Below are 16,927 nucleotides of genomic sequence, written 5' to 3' on the forward strand. Positions count from 1 at the left end.
AGATTTGAAGTGTTGGTCTTTCGTGGTGACACCAACTGTGCCACCTTTTCTTGAACCATTCCAGAAAGGTTAGTCTTCCCTAAGTCATCGCGGACGACTCTCGGCACGCCGTAGAGTCGGCTCGTGCCGTCAGCCGGAGACGCCCCAGCCCCTCTCGTCGCGCGGGTTCGCCGCCCCGAGGTCTTCGAGACCAGCCGGCTGAGCGAGGACTCGCAGGTCGAGGCCTGGGAACGCCACAACGCCAGCGCCCTCGTCGCGCTCTCCTGTCGTCCCATCGACGGCCACGGGTTCGACGCGCAGGAGGTCAACCTGCAGCTCGACGAGATCCATCTGGCCCGGGTCCGGGCCACCCGCCACGTCGTCGAGCGGCCCGCGAGCCTCGTCAAGGAGATCCCCGCCCGCTCGATCGCCGTCTACGCCAGCCTCCGCGGCGAGGCGATCCTGGAGTACGCCAGCCGCCGCAAGCTCATCCGGCCCGGGCAGCTGATCGTGTGCGACGTCGACGCGCCCTTCCTGCGGGGCTTCGGGCACGGGCTCGAGGAGCTCGCGGTCAAGGTCCCGGTAGACGCCTTCGCGGCCCGCACCGGGATGACGTCGATGCCCTCGCCGCTCGTCCTCGACGCCGGCCGCGACCAGGACCCGCACGGCCGAGCGCTCGTGCAGATGGTCGGCCGCGCCCTGCGGCCCCACGACCCGGTTCCGGCCGACGAGGGTGCGGTGCTCGACCTGATCTCGGTGATCGCCACCGCCGGGAAGGTCTCGCTGGCCACGGCCCACCGGGCGGCGGCGAAGGCGTTCATCGAGGACCATCTCGCCGACCCCGGCCTCTCCGCCACCAGCGTCGCCGCGGGCGCCGGTATCTCCGAGCGCCACCTGTCCCGGCTCTTCGCCGACGCCGGCACCAGCGTCCCCCGCCACATCCTCGGCCGCCGCCTCGAGCTCGCCTACGCGATGCTCGCCACCGGCTCGGACCCGGCCATCCGCACCGTCGACGTCGCCGAGAAGTGTGGCTTCACCTCGGCCTCGTACTTCTCCCAGGCCTTCCGCAAGCGCTTCGGCGTCGCCGCCGGAGACGTACGCCGCGCCGCCCGCGCCTGACTCCCAGCCGAGTCCGCACTTGTGGCGGCCGAATCCTCAGTTGTGGCGTACGAAAGTCGACTTTCGTGGGCCAGAACTCACTTCTCGGTGCCCAGAACTCACTTCTCGGCGCGAAAGGGTGACAAGTCCACCAAAGTCCGATAGGTCTTCCATGCGATTTTCCGCCAACCAGACCCTGCTTCCCACCAGGAGGGGCGGTGGCGGACGACACTCTCGAACACCCCACACTCTCTAAGGAGACGTACGTGCGCAACGGACTCACCACCGGACGCGGCCTGAGCTTGGCCGCCGCCGGTGTCGCAGCGATGGCGCTGACCTTGACGGCCTGCGGGTCGGGCGGCATCGACGACGAAGGCGGTGGCGGCGAGGACACGCTCACCATCGGGTTCGTCTCGACCGAGACGGGCTCCTCGGCGCCGTTCGGCGAGGCGAACAGCTTCGTCGTCGACGAGCTGGAGACCTACTTCAAGGACAACCCGGTCAAGGCCGGCGGCAAGGAGCTCGACGTCGAGATCGTGGTGCGCGACGCGCAGAGCGACACGACGAAGGCCGGGGCGGTGGCCGGCGACCTGATCAACAAGGACGGCGCCGACATCATCGTCGCCTCCTCGACGCCCGACATCGTCAACCCGGTCTCGGAGCAGTGCGAGGCCAACTCGATCCCGTGCATCACCACGGTCGCCCCGTGGCAGCCGTTCGCGATCCGCAGCGGCGACAAGCCGGCCGAGCTGAAGTACAGCTACCACTTCTTCTGGGGTCTCGAGGACGTCTCGACGGTCTACGCCGACATCTGGGGCAAGGTTCCGAACAACAAGAAGGCCGGCGGCCTGTTCCCGAAGGACCCCGACGGCGAGGCCTGGGGCGCCAACTTCCCGGCGCTGACCGAGGCGTCGGGCGTCAAGATCGACAACCCGGGCAACTACCCCAACGGCACCAAGGACTTCTCCGCCCAGATCAGCGCCTACAAGGGTCACGACGTCCTGGTCGGCGTCCCGATCCCGCCGGACTTCACCACGTTCTGGCAGCAGGCGAAGCAGCAGGGCTACAACCCGAAGGTCGCGACCATCGGCAAGGCGCTGCTGTTCCCGAGCAGCGTCGAGGCGCTGGGCCCGATCGCCCACAACCTCTCCACCGAGGTGTGGTGGACCCCGACCGCTCCCTACAAGTCCTCGCTGACCGGCCAGTCCGCGCAGGAGCTGGCGGATGCGTACGAGGAGAAGACCGGCAAGCAGTGGACCCAGCCGCTGGGCTTCGCGCACGCGCTCTTCGAGGTCGCGACTGCGGCGGTGACCGAGGCCGGCTCGACCGACGCCGACGCGATCACCAAGGCGCTTGCCGGGCTCGAGGTCTCCACGGTCGTCGGTGACGTCGCCTGGGGCAAGGACGCGAACGTCCCGCCGTACGTCGCCAAGACCTCCCTCGCGGGCGGTCAGTGGCGCCAGGTCGAGGGCGGGGAGCACCCGTTCGAGCTGGTCGTCGTGCAGAACTCGCTCGCGCCCGACGTACCTCTCGGGGGCGAGCCCGAGGCGCTCAAGTGACCTTGCTTCACGTTGACGACCTGGCCAAATCCTTTGGCCAGGTCGTCACGGCCCGCTCGGTCTCCTTCCATGTCGCCGCCGGCGAGGCGCTCGGCATCGTCGGGCCCAACGGCGCCGGCAAGTCCACGCTGCTCAACCTGGTGACCGGCACCCTTCCGTCCGACGCCGGCACCATCCGCTTCGACGGCACCGACGTCACCCGGATGCCGGCGGCCCGCCGTACGGCCCTCGGGATCGGGCGTACGTTCCAGGTCCCCCGCCCCTTCGAGGGGCTCACCGTCTACGAGAACGTGCTGGTCGGATCCACCTTCGGTGCGGGCACGCGCCGGAAGGAGGCCAACGCGCAGGCCTGGGAGGCGCTGGAGACCGCCGACCTGACCCACCTGGCCAACACCCGAGCCGGCTCGCTGCGGCTGCTCGACCGCAAACGGCTCGAGCTCGCCCGCGCGCTGGCCACCCAGCCGCGGCTGCTGCTCCTCGACGAGATCGCCGGCGGTCTGACCGAGCACGAGCTGCCCGCGCTGATCGAGACCATCTCCGCGATCCGCGACGGCGGCACTGGGGTCGTCTGGATCGAGCACATCGTGCACGCGTTGCTGCAGGTCGTGGACCGGTTGATGTGCCTGGCCCAGGGCGACGTCGTCGCCACCGGCGACCCGCGCGAGGTGATGGCCTCGGACGCGGTCGCCGCCGTCTATCTCGGCTCCCCCGACCTGGAAAGCGACACCCCGTGACCACTTTGCTCGAGGTCGACGCGATCGACGTCGCGTACGGCGACTTCCGCGCCCTGCACGGCATCACCGTGACCGTCGCCGAGGGCGAGACGCTGGCCGTGATCGGCGCCAACGGCGCCGGCAAGTCGACGCTGCTGAAGACGATCGCCGGCCTGCTCCGCCCGATCGCCGGCCAGATCCGTTTCGACGGCCACAACGTCTCCCACACCCCCGCCCACCGGCGGGTCCGCGAGGGCATCGCGCTCACGCCGGAAGGTCGCCGGATCTTCGCCTCGCTCACCGTCGAGGAGAACCTCAAGGTCGGCGCGCACGGACGCCGGCCCGGCCCGTGGAACCTCCAGACCGTCTACGACGCGTTCCCGCTGCTCGCGGAGAAGAGGACGCGCCGCGGAGCCCACCTCTCCGGCGGCGAGCAGCAGGCCACCGCCATCGGCCGGGCGCTGATGTCCAACCCGAAGCTGCTCCTGCTCGACGAGGTCTCGCTGGGTCTCGCCCCGGTCGTGATCGCCGACATCTACAAGGCGCTCCCCACGATCGCCGCGAAGGGAACGACCGTGCTCGTGGTCGAGCAGGACCTCACCCAGGCACTCACCGTCGCCGACCGGGTGCAGTGCCTCCTCGAGGGCCGCACCGTCCTCGAGGGCGCGGCGGCCGACGTCACCCGGGAGCAGGTGCAGGCGGCGTACTTCGGCGTCGACGAGCAGGAGGTCGGCTGATGGACTGGATCAACGCGGTCCTCCAGGGAGTCCTGCTCGGCGGGCAGTACGCACTCCTCGCCTGCGGTCTGAGCCTCATCTTCGGCGTGATGCGGATCGTCAACCTCGCCCACGGCGTCCTCGCCGTCGCCTCGGCCTACCTCGCCTACTGGCTCGTCCAGCAGACCGGGATGCCGGCGTTCCTCACCATCGTCATCGTGATCCCGGTGCTCGCCGCGGTCGGCTACGCGATCCAGCGCGGTCTCTTCAACCCGGCGCTGCGCCACGGCGAGCTGTCGCCGCTGCTGGTCTCGTTCGGCCTGGCCGTCATCGGCGCCAACCTGCTTCAGGAGATCTTCACCGCCGACTCCCGCAAGATCTCGATCGGCACCCTGTCGACCGCGTCCGTCGAGCTCGGCGGCCTGCGGCTCGGCGTCTTCTCGCTGATCACGCTCGTGGTGGCGGTCGGCGTCATCGTCGGCCTGCAGCTCTACCTCTCCCACACCCGCATCGGCCGCGCGATGCGCGCGACCAAGGACGACCCCGAGGCGGCCACGCTCATGGGGATCGACGAGAGGCACATGTACGCCCTGGCCACCGCGATCGCGATCGGCACCGTTGCCCTTGCCGGTGTCTTCCTCGGCATGTCGACGCAGTTCAGCCCGACGTACGGGGATCTGGTCCTCATCTTCGCCTTCGAGGCGGTCATCATCGGTGGCCTCGGCTCGCTGTGGGGCACGCTCCTCGGCGGCCTCGTCCTCGGCGTCGCGCAGACCGTCGGTGCCCAGATCGACCCGGCCTACGGCGTCCTCGCCGGTCACCTGGTCTTCCTGGTCGTACTCCTGTTCCGGCCCCAGGGCCTGCTCCCGAAGGCGGTCGTCGCATGAGCACCACAACGACAACTCTCGCCAGACAAGAAGACCTGAAGGTCGTACGCGGCGGCTGGCCCTCGCTCGCAGGCGGCGGCGTCCTCGCCGCGATCGTCGTCTTCCTGGCCGCGGCGCCGTGGTTCGTCTTCAGCCCGGGCGACGTGACCAACCTGGTCACGCTCTTCGCGCTGATCATCCTCGGCACGACCTGGAACCTGATGGCCGGCTATGGCGGGCTCGTCTCGATCGGGCAGCAGGCCTACATCGGTGCCGGCGGCTACGGCGTGATCAAGCTCGCCGACGTCGTCGGGCTGCCGATCCCGGTGGCCGTCGTGGCGGCCGGCGTGGTCTGCGCCGCCCTGGCCATCCCGACCTCGTTCCTGCTGTTTCGGCTGGTCGGAGGCTATTTCGCGATCGGCACCTGGGTGGTGGCCGAAGTCTTCAAGCTGGTCACCCAGGAGCTCCCGGGCTTCGGCGGCGGCTCCGGCCTCTCGCTCACCGCCTTCCAGGGCGTCGACCGGGTGACCCGGATCGCGACCGTCTACTACCTGGCGCTCGCGCTGGCAGTGGTCGTCGTGCTCGCGACGTACGCCCTGATGCGCTCGCGTGTCGGGCTCGGCCTGACCGCGATCCGTGACGACTCGGTCGCGGCGGCGTCGCTCGGCGTCGCGGTGCGGCGCTCGCAGCGTCTCGTCTACGTGGCCGCCTCCAGTGGTGCCGGCCTGGCGGGGGCGCTGATCGCGGTCAACGGGCTGCGGGTCTCGCCGGACTCGATGTTCTCGGTCCAGTACACCGCCTTCATGATCTTCATCGTGGTCATCGGCGGGCTGGGGACGATCGAGGGCCCGATCCTGGGCGCGGTCATCTTCTTCGCGCTCCAGCAACTGCTGGACTCCTACGGCACCTGGTATCTCGTCGCGCTCGGCGCGGTCGCGATCGCCGTCGTACTGCTGGCTCCGCGCGGGTTGTGGGGCCTGATGGCGCGTGGTCGCTACGAAATCTTCCCGGTCGGCCACACAGTCCTCACCCGATAGTCGGGGATCAAACGGTCGCTCTACTCGCAAGTAACCGACCGATTGATCCCGACTATCCACCGCTCTCCAGAGTTATCCACAGGGTTGTGCACAGGCGGGGGATTGTTGTGGATCCCTAGGTGCGGGATTCGTACGTCTGGCCGATGCTGTCGTTGTGGCTGCCCGATCTCCTCACTTCCGACCGCCGGAATACTCCGCTGCGCGGCCTGCTGTGGTGCGGCCGGTGCGACTCGATCCGCGTGGGGAGACCGGCCCGACCCCGCGTCAGGCCCGGGGGCCTCCTTGCACCTCGAGGGCAAGCAGCGTGCCAAGGACATCAGGCGTGAGGGAGATCTGCGTGGCGTCGGTCTGGAGTACGTCACCATGGTCTCCGCCGACCTGCGCGATCAGTCCGGATTCAAGGCCCCATCCCCGACTACCGGAGGTTGCTACTCACAAGTAACATTGGTCGGGTGACCGAGACGAGCACCCCCACGACCACCCCCGAGGCGTACGGAATCGAGCGTGCCGAGGGCACCAGCTTCACGCTGACGGTTGTCCGTGCGGCGGACCCCGAGGCGCCAACGGTGCTGATCGTGCCCGCGATGGGCATGCCGGCGGGCTACTACGACAAGCTGATCGTGGCCTTCGCGGAGGCGGGGATCAACGTCGGCCGGATGGAGCAGCGTGGCCACGAGGAGCTCGGCGGGCGGGTTGCCGGCTGGTCCTACGACTTCGGCTACGCCGACCTGGTCGACGACATCGCCGCCGCCGTCGACCGGCTCGGCGAGCTGATTCCGGCCGCGGCCGGTGGGGCGTACGTCCTCGGGCACAGCCTCGGCGGGCAGGCCGCCAGCGCCTATGCCGCGCTGCACCCCGACCGGGTCGCGGGCCTGATCTACGTCGCCTCGCAGACGCCCTACTGGCGCAACTACGGCCTGGGCTTCCTGGTCGCCAGCCAGGTGATGGGCGTCGTCGGCCGGGTCGTCGGCCACTTCCCCGGCAAGCAGCTCAAGTTCGCCGGGCGTGAGGCCCGCACCCTGATGAAGGAATGGGCCAGGTACGCCCGGACCGGCCGGCTCCGCTTCGGCAGCCCGGCTCGCGACATCACCTCCGCCATGCGCGCGCTCGAGAAGCCCGCGCTGATCGTCTCCATCGAGGGCGACTGGCTGGCCCCGAGTGCGACGGTCGACGAGATCCAGCGCCGGATGCCCGGGCTCGACGTCGCGCGGGTCCACCTGGACGAGCCCGGCATCGACCACTTCAAGTGGGCCCGCAAGCCGGACTCGACGATCGCCGCCGTCCGGGAGTGGCTCGCGCGCTAGTCGCGTACGCATTTCCGCCAACCAGCGACCCCACCTTTGATGCGGCCCGAGCGGGCCGCAAGACTCGCCCTGAGGCTGCGATCCCACACCCCGCCGTGGCCTCGGAAAGGTGAGGAACATGCCAGTCTTCGACGACGGCCAGCAAGAGACCGAGGTCCCCGAGACCGAGGATGTCGTGACCACCGACGTCCTCGTCGTGGGATCCGGCCCGGCCGGCGCGTCCGCCGCGCTCTTCCTGAGCGAGCTCGGTGTCGACAACATCATGATCACGAAGTACCGCTGGACCGCGAACACCCCGCGGGCACACATCACCAACCAGCGCGCGATGGAGATCTTCCGCGACCTGGGCATCGAGGAGCAGGTGCTGGCCGACGCGACGCCGCACGAGCTCGTCGGTGACACCGTCTTCTGCACCAGCATCGCCGGCGAGGAGATCGGCCGCATCCGCACCTGGGGCACCCGCCCCGACCGCGAGGCCGACTACCAGCTCGCCTCGCCGTGCCTGACCGTCGACATCCCGCAGACGTACCTCGAGCCGATCCTGGTCCGCAACGCGACCGAGCGCGGCACCCAGACGCGGTTCTCCACCGAGTACCTGAGCCACACCCAGGACGACGAGGGCGTCACCACGATCGCCCGCGACCGGCTGACCGGCCACGAGTACAAGATCCGCTCGAAGTTCCTCATCGGCGCCGACGGCGCCCGCACCCAGGTCGGCGCCGATATCGACCTCCCGCTCGAGGGCGCGATGGACATCGCCGGGTCGATGAACATCACCTTCAAGGCCGACCTCTCCGAGCTCGTCGACCACCGCCCGTCGGTCCTCTACTGGGTCATCCAGCCGGGCTCGAACGTCGGCGGCATCGGCACCGGCCTGGTCCGCATGGTCCGCCCGTGGGACGAGTGGCTGATCGTGTGGGGCTACGACATCAACCAGCCGCCGCCGGAGCTGACCGAGGAGTACGCCGTCAAGGTCATCCGCGATCTGCTCGGGATGCCCGACCTGGAGCCGGATGTGACCGGCTACTCGCTGTGGGGCGTGAACGAGATGTACGCGACCCACGCCCAGAAGGGCCGCGTCTTCTGCGCCGGCGACGCCATCCACCGGCACCCGCCGTCGAACGGTCTCGGCTCGAACACGTCGATCCAGGACTCCTACAACCTGGCCTGGAAGCTCGCCGCGGTGCTGCAGGGCTATGCGGAGACCTCGCTGCTGGACTCCTACTCCACCGAGCGTGCCCCGGTCGCCAAGCGCATCGTCACCCGCGCCAACCAGTCCGCGCGCGAGTTCGGTGAGCTCTTCGAGGCGCTCGGCGTGGTCGGCCTCGAGGGCGAGGAGATGGCCAAGGCCATCGAGGAGCGCAAGGCCAACACCCCCGAGGGGGCTGCCAAGCGCGCCGCGCTGGTCACCGCGATGGAGCGCAAGAACTACGAGTTCAATGCCCATGGCGTCGAGCTCGGCCAGTTCTACGAGTCCAACGCGATCGTCTCCGACGGCACCCGGCCGGCGCCGACCGACGACGAGGACCTCTACCACCGGATGTCGACCTCGCCGGGCGCTCACCTGCCGCACGCCTGGGTCGGCGACAACGTCGAGAAGCACGCGATGCTCGACCTCGCGCCCTACACGAAGTGGACGCTGATCACCGGCGTCGCCGGTGAGGCCTGGGAGGACGCGGCTGAGGCGGCCCGGACGAAGTTCGGGATCCCGCTCCAGACCGTCGTCATCGGCCCTGGCCGGCCGGTCACCGACCTCTACTTCGACTGGGCCAAGCTCCGCGAGGTCGAGGAGTCGGGCGCCCTCCTGGTCCGTCCTGACAAGCACATCGCCTGGCGCTCCATGTCGCTTCCCGACGACCCCGGCGCCGTGCTGGGCGAGGCGGTCGCGACGCTGCTGGGCAAGGCCTGATCGTTCCGGTCGAGCGGGGGGGATTCGATGAAGTTCACGCATGAGTCGCTGCCGCAGCGGGTCCGCTTCGCCACCGGCGAGGCGTCCGCTGCGGTGGCAGCAGAGATCGACGAGCTCGGCGCGCGGCGGGTGATGGTCATCGCCGGTACGCGCGAGGCTGAGCTCGCCGCCCGGGTGACGGCCGACGTACCGGTCGCGCTGCACCACGACGAGGTCGTGATGCACGTGCCGGTCGAGGTCGCCGAGCGGGCTCGTGAGCGGGCGGCCGAGTCCGCCGTCGACGCACTGGTGTGCGTCGGCGGTGGCTCGACCACCGGCCTGGCCAAGGCCGTCGCGCTCACCACGGGGCTGCCGATCGTGGCGGTCCCCACGACGTACGCCGGGTCCGAGGCGACCAACGTCTGGGGCCTGACCTCGGGCGAGACCAAGACGACCGGCATCGACGCCCGCGTCCTACCACGGTCGGTCGTCTACGACGCCTCGCTGCTGACCACGCTGCCCGGCGAGATGACCGTCGCCAGCGGCCTGAACGCGCTCGCGCACTGCGTCGACGCGATGTGGGGTCCGCGGGTGGACCCCATCGACCAGGTCAACGCCGCCGAGGGGATCCGGGGGCTCGCCACCGGACTGCCGCTGGTCGCGGCGAATTCGGAGAGTATCGAGGGCATCGAGCAGACCCTCTACGGGGCCTACCTGGCGGCGGTCTCGTTCACGTCCGCAGGCTCGGGGATGCACCACAAGATCTGCCACGTGCTCGGCGGCATGTTCAACCTGCCGCACGCCCAGACCCACGCGGTCGTGCTGCCGCACGTGCTCGCGTTCAACGCTCCGTCCGCACCCGAGGCGGAGGCGCGGATCGCTGCGGCCTTCGGGGCGTCGAGCGCCCTCGCGGGCCTGGCGGGGCTGCGTACGACGCTCTCGGCGCCGAAGGCGCTCAAGGACTACGGCATGCCCGAGGACGGCATCGCCAAGGCGGTCGCGCCGATCCTGGCCGCCATCCCCGACAACAACCCAACCCCGGTCACCGAGGAGAACCTGACCGCGCTGCTGACCGCGGCGTGGGCAGGAGAGGAGAGCTGATGAGCGACGTACCTGGCGTATCGCCGGAGCAGCAGGCGGTCGAGCAGACCCTTGTCGACACCGTCGTCGCGTCCTTCGACGCCTGCGAGGACCCCCGCCTGAAGGAGGTCATGGTCTCGCTGACGCGTCACCTGCACGCCTTCATCCGCGACGTACGCCTCACCGAGGACGAGTGGGGCGCGGCCATCGAGTTCCTGACCAAGGCCGGCCACATCACCGACGACGTACGCCAGGAGTTCATCCTCCTCTCCGACACCCTCGGCGCCTCGATGCAGACGATCAACATCAACAACCAGGCGTACGCCGACGCGACCGAGGCCACTGTGTTCGGGCCGTTCTTCGTGGAGGACTCCCCGGCGATCGAGCTGGGCGGGGACATGGCCTTCGGTGCTCCGGGCGAGCCGTGCTGGGTCACCGGGACGGTCACCGGAACCGACGGGAAACCGCTGGTCGGAGCCAAGATCGAGGTCTGGGAGGCGGACGAGGACGGGCTCTACGACGTCCAGCGCGATGCGGGCGCGAGGGCGGCACGGGCGCACCTGTTCACCGACGCCGAGGGCGGCTACCGGTTCTGGGGACTGACGCCCACGCCGTACCCGATCCCCGACGACGGCCCCGTCGGCAAGATGCTGGCCGCGGTCGGGCGCTCGCCGCTGCGAGCCTCGCACCTGCACTTCATGGTCACTCACGAGGGCTGCCGGACGCTGGTCACCCACATCTTCCCTGAGGGCGACCCGATCGGTTGGAAGGACACCGTCTTCGGGGTCAAGGAGTCGCTGATCAAGAGGTTCGAGCGGCAGGCCGCCGGGACGCCGACCCCCGACGGGCGGGACGTCGACGGCACCTGGTCGAAGGTGCGGTTCGACATCGTCCTCGCGCCCGCCGGCGCCTGATTCGTCCCTGGCGTGCTTCGGGCACAGGGGTGTTGCCCCGGCACGCCAGGGACCCCCTCACGGTGCCGGATGGACGATGTAGGTGAAGTCCTCGTGGACCAGGACGTTGCCGCCTGAGTCGGCGATCGTGAGGTGGTCGGTCACGCGGGAGTCGGGTGGATACGGGTTGTGGTAGACCGTTGCCTCGGTCCAGTTCACGCCCTCGGGAACGGTCAGGCCGTTCACGTCGAGCCCGCCCGGCGGCGCCGGATGGTCCAGCGTGATCCGGAGGGTTCCCCGCACCCAGCCGTCCGACCCCTCGGGCGTCAGGACCGGCTCGTTGACGGTGAACCGGTCGCCCGCCCGGAAGGCCCGGATCTCCGGTCGGACCTGCATCGTCCGGGCGGCACTCTTACCGTTCCGGGTAGCCCTGATCGTCACGTTGAACGCGGGCAGCGTCCCGACCGCCGGCGCCTTCGTGACCGCCGTGAACGACGCCGTACGCCGCCCGGCCAGGACCGTGAGCGTGCCCGGGACCGTCACCCAGGAAGAACTCGAGGTGAGGCTCACGGCCAGGGACGTCTTGGCGGCGCAGTCCAGCGTGACCGTCCCGGTGGCCCTCTGGCCGGCGTGGACGTACGTGGGCAACGCCACCGCGGCGGGCACCGGCGTCGGGTAGCACGGGGTGACCGTGCGGACGAGTGTCGCGCGGCGTACGACCTGCCGGTAGACCGCCTTGACCCTGCCGCTGCTGCGCACTGTCGTGGGTGAGGTCCGGACGGTGACGACCCGGGTGCTCCGGCCGCCGGCGACATAGACGTACGCCGGGACCCGGATGCCCGTGCTGGCCCACAGTTGCACCTTGGCGCGCCGGGGAGTCCGGCAGGTGAGCCTGATCGTGGCGGTCGTCGACGCGCCTCCGGCCACGGTGCTCTTGGCGAGGGTCAGCGACTTGAGCGCCGGCCGGCAGGCCGCCTCCGCTGGCGGTGCCGTCATCGCGGCGGGCACGTTGAGGACCGCGACGGTCAGCGCGATGCCGAGGACGAGTCGGGCGAGACGGCGGGACATCTTCGGAACGTAGCGGGACCGCCGGTACGTGCTGCTCGCACGTGCCGGCGGTCCCTCAGATCAGGTAGCTCTCTCTTGGTCGCCTAGTCCTGGGCGGCGGCGTCGGCCGAAGCGAAGTCGACCTGGAGTGATTCCAGGATCGAGGCGATGGTCTGCTCCGTAGGCGCCTTCTCGATCCCGGCCTCGTGGAGGATCCCGGCGCCGTCCTCGTACTCGAGCAGGGCGAGCAGGATGTGCTCGGTGCCGACGTAGGAGTGCTCGAGCCGCAGGGCCTCGCGGAAGGTCAGCTCGAGCACCTTCTTGGCGTCGGCGGTGAACGGGATCATCTCGCCGACCTCGCCGTAGGGCTCAGGGGTCGCGGCGGTCGCCGCGGCGCGCACGGCGTCGAGGGTCACGTCCTGCGCCCTGATCGCATGGCCCGCGACGCCCTCCGGCTCGGCGAGGAGACCCAGCACGAGGTGAGGTACGCCGGTCTCCGCGTTCGCGGCCTTCCGAGCCTCACCCTGGGCGGCGACGACCACCGTGCGGGCGCGCGGGGTGAACTTCGCGAACCCGGCGTTCGGGTCGAGCGACTGGTCGCCGGCCTTGGGGACGTACTTCTTCTGGGCCGCCTGCTTCGTCACCCCCATCCGGGTGCCGATCTCGGTCCAGGAGGCGCCGGAGCGGCGAGCCTGGTCGACGAAGTGCCCGATCAGATGGTCGGCCACCTCGCCCAGGTGCTCGCCGACCACCATCGCGTCGGCCAGCTGGTCCAGGGGCTCGGTCCGAGCCTTCTTGATCGAGTCGATCAGGGTGTCGAGGCGTACGGCCTTGAGGGCAGGGTCTGCATCGCGGGGAGTCGTCATGCGTCAACCATAGGTTGACGCTGGCGCTGCGTCAACCTATGGTTGACGACGCTAGTTGCTGAGGACGACTTCGTGCGTCTGGCTCCCTCGTCCGATCGAGACGGTGATGCGCACGGTCGTGCCTGCTGCGCTCGGGTCGCTGCTGACCGCAGGAACGGTGATGAACCGGGACCCGGCAGGGATCTCGACTGACGCTGGGAACGCGAGGAGGTCGGGACGGTCTGTGGCGATGTCGACGATGGTGCCGGCCGATGCCCGGCCGGTCATCCAGATCTCCAGTTCATGCTGGCCCGTCGTCGCGTTTCTCGGGTAGAAGAACGACCAGAGTCCAGGTTTCACGGCGATCGTTCGCGAGGTGCTGAGACCGATGGGTCCAGCCTGGATCTCGACGGCCAGCTCACCGATGCACCTGGAGTAGTAGCAGGCCCCTCCTCCGATGGCTTTTAGCGCGAACGTTCCGGTGGTCGATCCCTTGGGGACTTCGACAAACCGCGGGGCGGACAGTACGTAGGAGTTCGAGGAGTGCAGCGGAATGAGGAGGTTCGTCGGTGCGATGCAGCCGAGTGTGACCTTGGTCTGGTAGGCGAGAGGGTCGTAGAAGTCGTTCGTGACGAAGACGTCCTCAGGTACATCGATGGCCTGCGGTCGACATTCGTCGGGGATCGCTGCGCCAACCGTGACCGAGGTCGACGTCGTCGCGCCCCGAAGCTCTGCTCGAACGCTGCCGGTCCCGGCACCGGTGCCGTCGATATGGAAGGTGGCGCTGGTCGCTCCGGCGGGCACGGTGACCGTCGCGGGCACCGCCACGCCGGTCCCGGTGAGATGGATCGTCTCGCTCTGCGCTGAGGGTCCCACCAGCTTGACCGTTGCTGTCGCCGGTCGTCCGGTGATCACCGGCGTCGGCACCCGCAGCTCCGACGGGGCGGGGTGGACGGCATAGGACGCGTCCTGGCGGACGAGGATGCCCGACGACTCTCCGTTCTCGATCACAAGCGTTCCGTTGATCAGCGAGTCTGCTGGGTAGGGGTTCGCGTAGACAGCCACGCGGGCGGTCATGGAACCGGCGGAGACGTACGAGCGCCGGCCTCGGAACTCGACGGTCGCGCCGTCGGGGCCGGCGGGATGGTCCAGGGTCACGCGGAGCTCGCCGCGCACCTCGCCGTCGGTGCCGCTGGGTGCCAGTGTCGGTTCGTGGACCGTGTAGCTGTCGCCTGCCCGGAATGCCCGCGCCGTGGTCAGCTGGGTCGTCACCGTCCGTCCGGCGAAGGACGCTTTGACGATCACACGCTCGTCGTAGGTCAAGACGTTCGTCTGCGCGGTGATCACTGCGGACGACCGCCCGGCCGGAATGGTCACCTTGGAAGGCAGGCTCAGCGAGTTGCTCTGGACGGGAGCTCCGTCGATGTAGTCCGTCGCGGCGATCAGCGAGACCACCGTCTCCGTCGTTGCCGGTCCGCTGAGTCCGACGGTCACGTCGACCGCGTTGCTGTCGGCCGCCTGTGCGGCCGAGACTGTGCGGAGTCCGGGGCGGACCTGGATCGCTCGCGAGACCGTCTTCTGGCCGCGTGTAGCTCTGATCGTCGCGTTGTAGGCCGCCTGCGAGCCGGTCACTGGGAGCTTCGTAGCCAGTGTGAACGACGCAGTGCGCTTCCCCGCTGGGACCGTGATCGTTGCCGGCACCGTGACACCCGAGTTGCTCGAGGTGAGGCTCACCCCGAGCGACGTCTTGGCGTAGTAGTCGAGCGTGACGGTGCCCGTGGTCGAGCCGCCGGCATAGACGTATGCGGGGATCGAGACCGAAGACGGAACGGCCGTCGGATAACAGGGTGTGATGGTCCGCGTAAGGCTCCGTCTGATGACACGGAGCCGGTACGTCGCCTTGACCGTGCCAGCCACTCGCCTGGTCGTTGGGCTGGTTCTGACGGTCACCTTCCGCGTGCTCGTGCCCCTGGCGACATACACGTAGTCGGGCACTCTGATCCCGGTAGCGGCCGCCAGGCGAACCTTCTGCCGTGTCGAGACCCGGCAACTGAGCTTGATCGTCGCGGTCGTCGACTGTCCGCCGGTCAACGTTGACCTTGCGAGTGTGAACGACGACAGCGTCGGGCGGCATGCCGCCTGGGCAGAGGGTGTTGTGACGGTGGCAGGAACGACGACAGATGCGATCAGCACTGCGCCGGCGAGCAGTCTCGCGACTGTGCGCGACATGAAAATGGAACCTCGCGGGGAAGAGCGCCACCCCGGAGTCGGCGCAAGATCGAACAGGCGTCGCGGAGCCTAGCGGATGCAGATCGCCCGCGTCCTGCGATTGTTAATGACCCAACCAGACGACAGAGGGCCGGCCACTCCACGATCCAATATTCGGGAATTCCGAGCGCCGCATACTCACCGACCTTTCGCACCCGATCGGTACGTTCGCTTCCGCTGCCCGGCGAGACCACCTCGACAACGAGCAAGACGTCGAGTCCCGGAAGCATCTTCGGCACTTCGTCCACGATCACCGATCGCGCGACATCACGAGGAACAATGAGGACGTCAGGCTTCCGTACACCCGAAGGGGTGCTGATCTCCCACTCACCGCCGTCGAAAACCACGAGGGAGTCGTTGGGCAGTGCGCCTCGCACCGTTTGAGCCAGCCGGTGCGCGATCCAGTTGTGCCGAGCCCCCGCAGCCACCTCGACCAACCACCCGTCCTCGAGTTCGAACCCTTTACCGTCCTCCGACAGGTCGTGCAGATCGAGCACGGTGTAAGGGCCGAAGCCGCTGTCACCGACAGCGCGATCAACCGCCATCTCGCCTCCCGATCTGGGCTCTTCCATCCTCCATCTGCCTGTCCGCCCAACTGGACACGCCACGATGTGATCAGTCTAATCACCAGGGTCCGGGGATAGGCACCATCGTCTGAGCCGCGTGTGCGTTCAGCGAACCAGCGCACACATTTCCACCGATAGTGCCACCGAAACGGCGAAGGGCCTGCGCCATCGAGCATCGGCGCAGGCCCTTCCCGTCGAGTCGTCCTAGACGATGGCCGCGATGCGGTCGCCGATTTCCACGGTGGAGGCGGTGCCGGTGCGCGAGGCCAGGTCCTTGGCGACGGCGGATTCGATGCGGGCCGCGCCCTCGGCGTTGCCGAGGTGGTTGAGCAGCAACGAGACCGACAGTATGGCGGCGGTCGGATCGGCCTTGGACTGACCCGCGATGTCGGGAGCACTGCCGTGGACCGGCTCGAACATCGACGGATTCACGCCCGAGGCGTCGATGTTGCCCGACGCGGCCAGACCGATGCCACCGCTCACGGCGGCGGCGAGGTCGGTGATGATGTCGCCGAACAGGTTGTCGGTGACGATCACGTCGAAGCGGCCCGGGTCGGTCACCATGTGGATGGTGGCGGCGTCGATGTGCTGGTACGCCGTGGTCACCTCGGGGAATTCGACGGCGACCTCGTCGACGGTGCGCTGCCACAGCGAGCCGGCGAAGGCGAGCACATTGTTCTTGTGCACCAGGGTGAGGTGCTTGCGGCGGGCCTGCGCGGCGGCGAAGGCGTAGCGCACCACGCGCTCGATGCCGAAGCGGGTGTTGTTGGAGACCTCCGTCGCCACCTCGTGGGGGGTGCCGACGCGGATCGCGCCGCCGGTGCCGGTGTACGGCCCCTCGGTACCCTCACGCACAACCACGAAGTCGATGTCCGGGTTGCCCGACAGCGGGCTGGTGACGCCCGCGTGCAGCTTCGACGGACGCAGGTTCACGTGGTGATCCAGCGCGAAACGGGTCTTGAGCAGCAGCCCACGCCTCGACCATCGACTACGTGCTGGCTCGCGGGATCGCGCGGTTCGCCACCGGCAACCAGCGCGCCTTCGGGCTCGAGTCCGACCATCACGCGG

The 16,927-nt window shown here is 69.1% G+C and carries 14 protein-coding genes and 1 pseudogene; 10 read left to right on the top strand and 5 right to left on the bottom strand.

Features of this window, described 5'->3' with window-relative positions; translation table 11 throughout:
- Positions 1–123 precede the first annotated feature (123 nt).
- The 10 genes from AB0F44_RS22085 to AB0F44_RS22130 all read left to right on the top strand — a co-directional run bounded on the left by AB0F44_RS22085 (position 124) and on the right by AB0F44_RS22130 (position 11,154).
- Complete coding sequence (locus AB0F44_RS22085) at positions 124–1,098, top strand: AraC family transcriptional regulator (RefSeq protein ID WP_357358828.1); 975 nt, start codon at positions 124–126, stop codon at positions 1,096–1,098.
- Positions 1,099–1,343: 245 nt separating this feature from the next.
- Entirely contained in the window at positions 1,344–2,636 is a 1,293-nt protein-coding gene (locus AB0F44_RS22090; RefSeq protein ID WP_357358829.1) for an ABC transporter substrate-binding protein, read from the top strand.
- Positions 2,633–3,370 carry an ABC transporter ATP-binding protein gene (locus AB0F44_RS22095; protein ID WP_357358830.1) on the top strand — a complete coding sequence of 246 codons (738 nt, stop codon included), beginning with the start codon at positions 2,633–2,635 and terminating at the stop codon, positions 3,368–3,370. The genes AB0F44_RS22090 and AB0F44_RS22095 overlap by 4 nt, the downstream gene beginning before the upstream one ends.
- Positions 3,367–4,086: an ABC transporter ATP-binding protein gene (locus AB0F44_RS22100; RefSeq protein ID WP_357358831.1), complete on the top strand. Its 720-nt coding sequence runs from the start codon at positions 3,367–3,369 to the stop codon at positions 4,084–4,086. Before AB0F44_RS22095 ends, AB0F44_RS22100 begins: the two co-directional genes overlap by 4 nt.
- Positions 4,086–4,952, top strand: a complete 867-nt coding sequence (locus AB0F44_RS22105; RefSeq protein WP_350662735.1) for a branched-chain amino acid ABC transporter permease — start codon at positions 4,086–4,088, stop codon at positions 4,950–4,952. Before AB0F44_RS22100 ends, AB0F44_RS22105 begins: the two co-directional genes overlap by 1 nt.
- Positions 4,949–5,968, top strand: a complete 1,020-nt coding sequence (locus tag AB0F44_RS22110) for a branched-chain amino acid ABC transporter permease (protein WP_357358832.1) — start codon at positions 4,949–4,951, stop codon at positions 5,966–5,968. Before AB0F44_RS22105 ends, AB0F44_RS22110 begins: the two co-directional genes overlap by 4 nt.
- A gap of 452 nt (positions 5,969–6,420) precedes the next feature.
- A complete protein-coding gene (locus tag AB0F44_RS22115) occupies positions 6,421–7,272 on the top strand; it encodes an alpha/beta fold hydrolase (RefSeq protein WP_357358833.1) in 852 nt (283 codons plus the stop codon).
- A gap of 118 nt (positions 7,273–7,390) precedes the next feature.
- Entirely contained in the window at positions 7,391–9,181 is a 1,791-nt protein-coding gene (locus tag AB0F44_RS22120) for an FAD-dependent monooxygenase (protein ID WP_357358834.1), read from the top strand.
- Between the two features lie 27 nt (positions 9,182–9,208).
- On the top strand, positions 9,209–10,261 hold the full coding sequence (locus AB0F44_RS22125) for a maleylacetate reductase (protein ID WP_357358835.1): 1,053 nt from the start codon (positions 9,209–9,211) through the stop codon (positions 10,259–10,261).
- Positions 10,261–11,154, top strand: coding sequence for a dioxygenase (locus AB0F44_RS22130; RefSeq protein WP_357358836.1), 894 nt, complete (start codon positions 10,261–10,263; stop codon positions 11,152–11,154). Before AB0F44_RS22125 ends, AB0F44_RS22130 begins: the two co-directional genes overlap by 1 nt.
- A 57-nt stretch (positions 11,155–11,211) precedes the next feature.
- Here AB0F44_RS22130 and AB0F44_RS22135 read toward each other — a convergent pair whose 3' ends face one another.
- The 5 genes and pseudogenes from AB0F44_RS22135 to AB0F44_RS22155 form a co-directional block, all read right to left on the bottom strand.
- Positions 11,212–12,201 (bottom strand): hypothetical protein, encoded by a 990-nt coding sequence (locus AB0F44_RS22135; RefSeq protein ID WP_357358837.1) that lies wholly within the window; start codon positions 12,199–12,201, stop codon positions 11,212–11,214.
- 83 nt (positions 12,202–12,284) lie between these two features.
- Positions 12,285–13,046 carry a Clp protease N-terminal domain-containing protein gene (locus tag AB0F44_RS22140; RefSeq protein WP_357358838.1) on the bottom strand — a complete coding sequence of 254 codons (762 nt, stop codon included), beginning with the start codon at positions 13,044–13,046 and terminating at the stop codon, positions 12,285–12,287.
- Between the two features lie 51 nt (positions 13,047–13,097).
- Positions 13,098–14,942 (bottom strand): hypothetical protein, encoded by a 1,845-nt coding sequence (locus tag AB0F44_RS22145; protein WP_357358839.1) that lies wholly within the window; start codon positions 14,940–14,942, stop codon positions 13,098–13,100.
- A gap of 269 nt (positions 14,943–15,211) precedes the next feature.
- A complete protein-coding gene (locus tag AB0F44_RS22150) occupies positions 15,212–15,838 on the bottom strand; it encodes a Uma2 family endonuclease (protein ID WP_357358840.1) in 627 nt (208 codons plus the stop codon).
- Between the two features lie 225 nt (positions 15,839–16,063).
- Positions 16,064–16,834, bottom strand: a pseudogene (locus tag AB0F44_RS22155) (3-isopropylmalate dehydrogenase); the annotation flags it as partial.
- Positions 16,835–16,927 lie beyond the last annotated feature (93 nt).

This window comes from Nocardioides sp. NPDC023903, from assembly GCF_040639295.1.
GTDB lineage: Bacteria > Actinomycetota > Actinomycetes > Propionibacteriales > Nocardioidaceae > Nocardioides.

Excerpts from the sequence above, each read along its gene's own strand:
- AB0F44_RS22105 (WP_350662735.1), top strand. The coding sequence starts at position 4,086 with ATGGACTGGATCAACGCGGTCCTCCAGGGAGTCCTGCTCGGCGGGCAG.
- AB0F44_RS22110 (WP_357358832.1), top strand. The coding sequence starts at position 4,949 with ATGAGCACCACAACGACAACTCTCGCCAGACAAGAAGACCTGAAGGTC.
- AB0F44_RS22120 (WP_357358834.1), top strand. The coding sequence starts at position 7,391 with ATGCCAGTCTTCGACGACGGCCAGCAAGAGACCGAGGTCCCCGAGACC.
- AB0F44_RS22125 (WP_357358835.1), top strand. The coding sequence starts at position 9,209 with ATGAAGTTCACGCATGAGTCGCTGCCGCAGCGGGTCCGCTTCGCCACC.
- AB0F44_RS22130 (WP_357358836.1), top strand. The coding sequence starts at position 10,261 with ATGAGCGACGTACCTGGCGTATCGCCGGAGCAGCAGGCGGTCGAGCAG.
- AB0F44_RS22135 (WP_357358837.1), bottom strand. The coding sequence starts at position 12,201 with ATGTCCCGCCGTCTCGCCCGACTCGTCCTCGGCATCGCGCTGACCGTC.
- AB0F44_RS22140 (WP_357358838.1), bottom strand. The coding sequence starts at position 13,046 with ATGACGACTCCCCGCGATGCAGACCCTGCCCTCAAGGCCGTACGCCTC.
- AB0F44_RS22150 (WP_357358840.1), bottom strand. The coding sequence starts at position 15,838 with ATGGCGGTTGATCGCGCTGTCGGTGACAGCGGCTTCGGCCCTTACACC.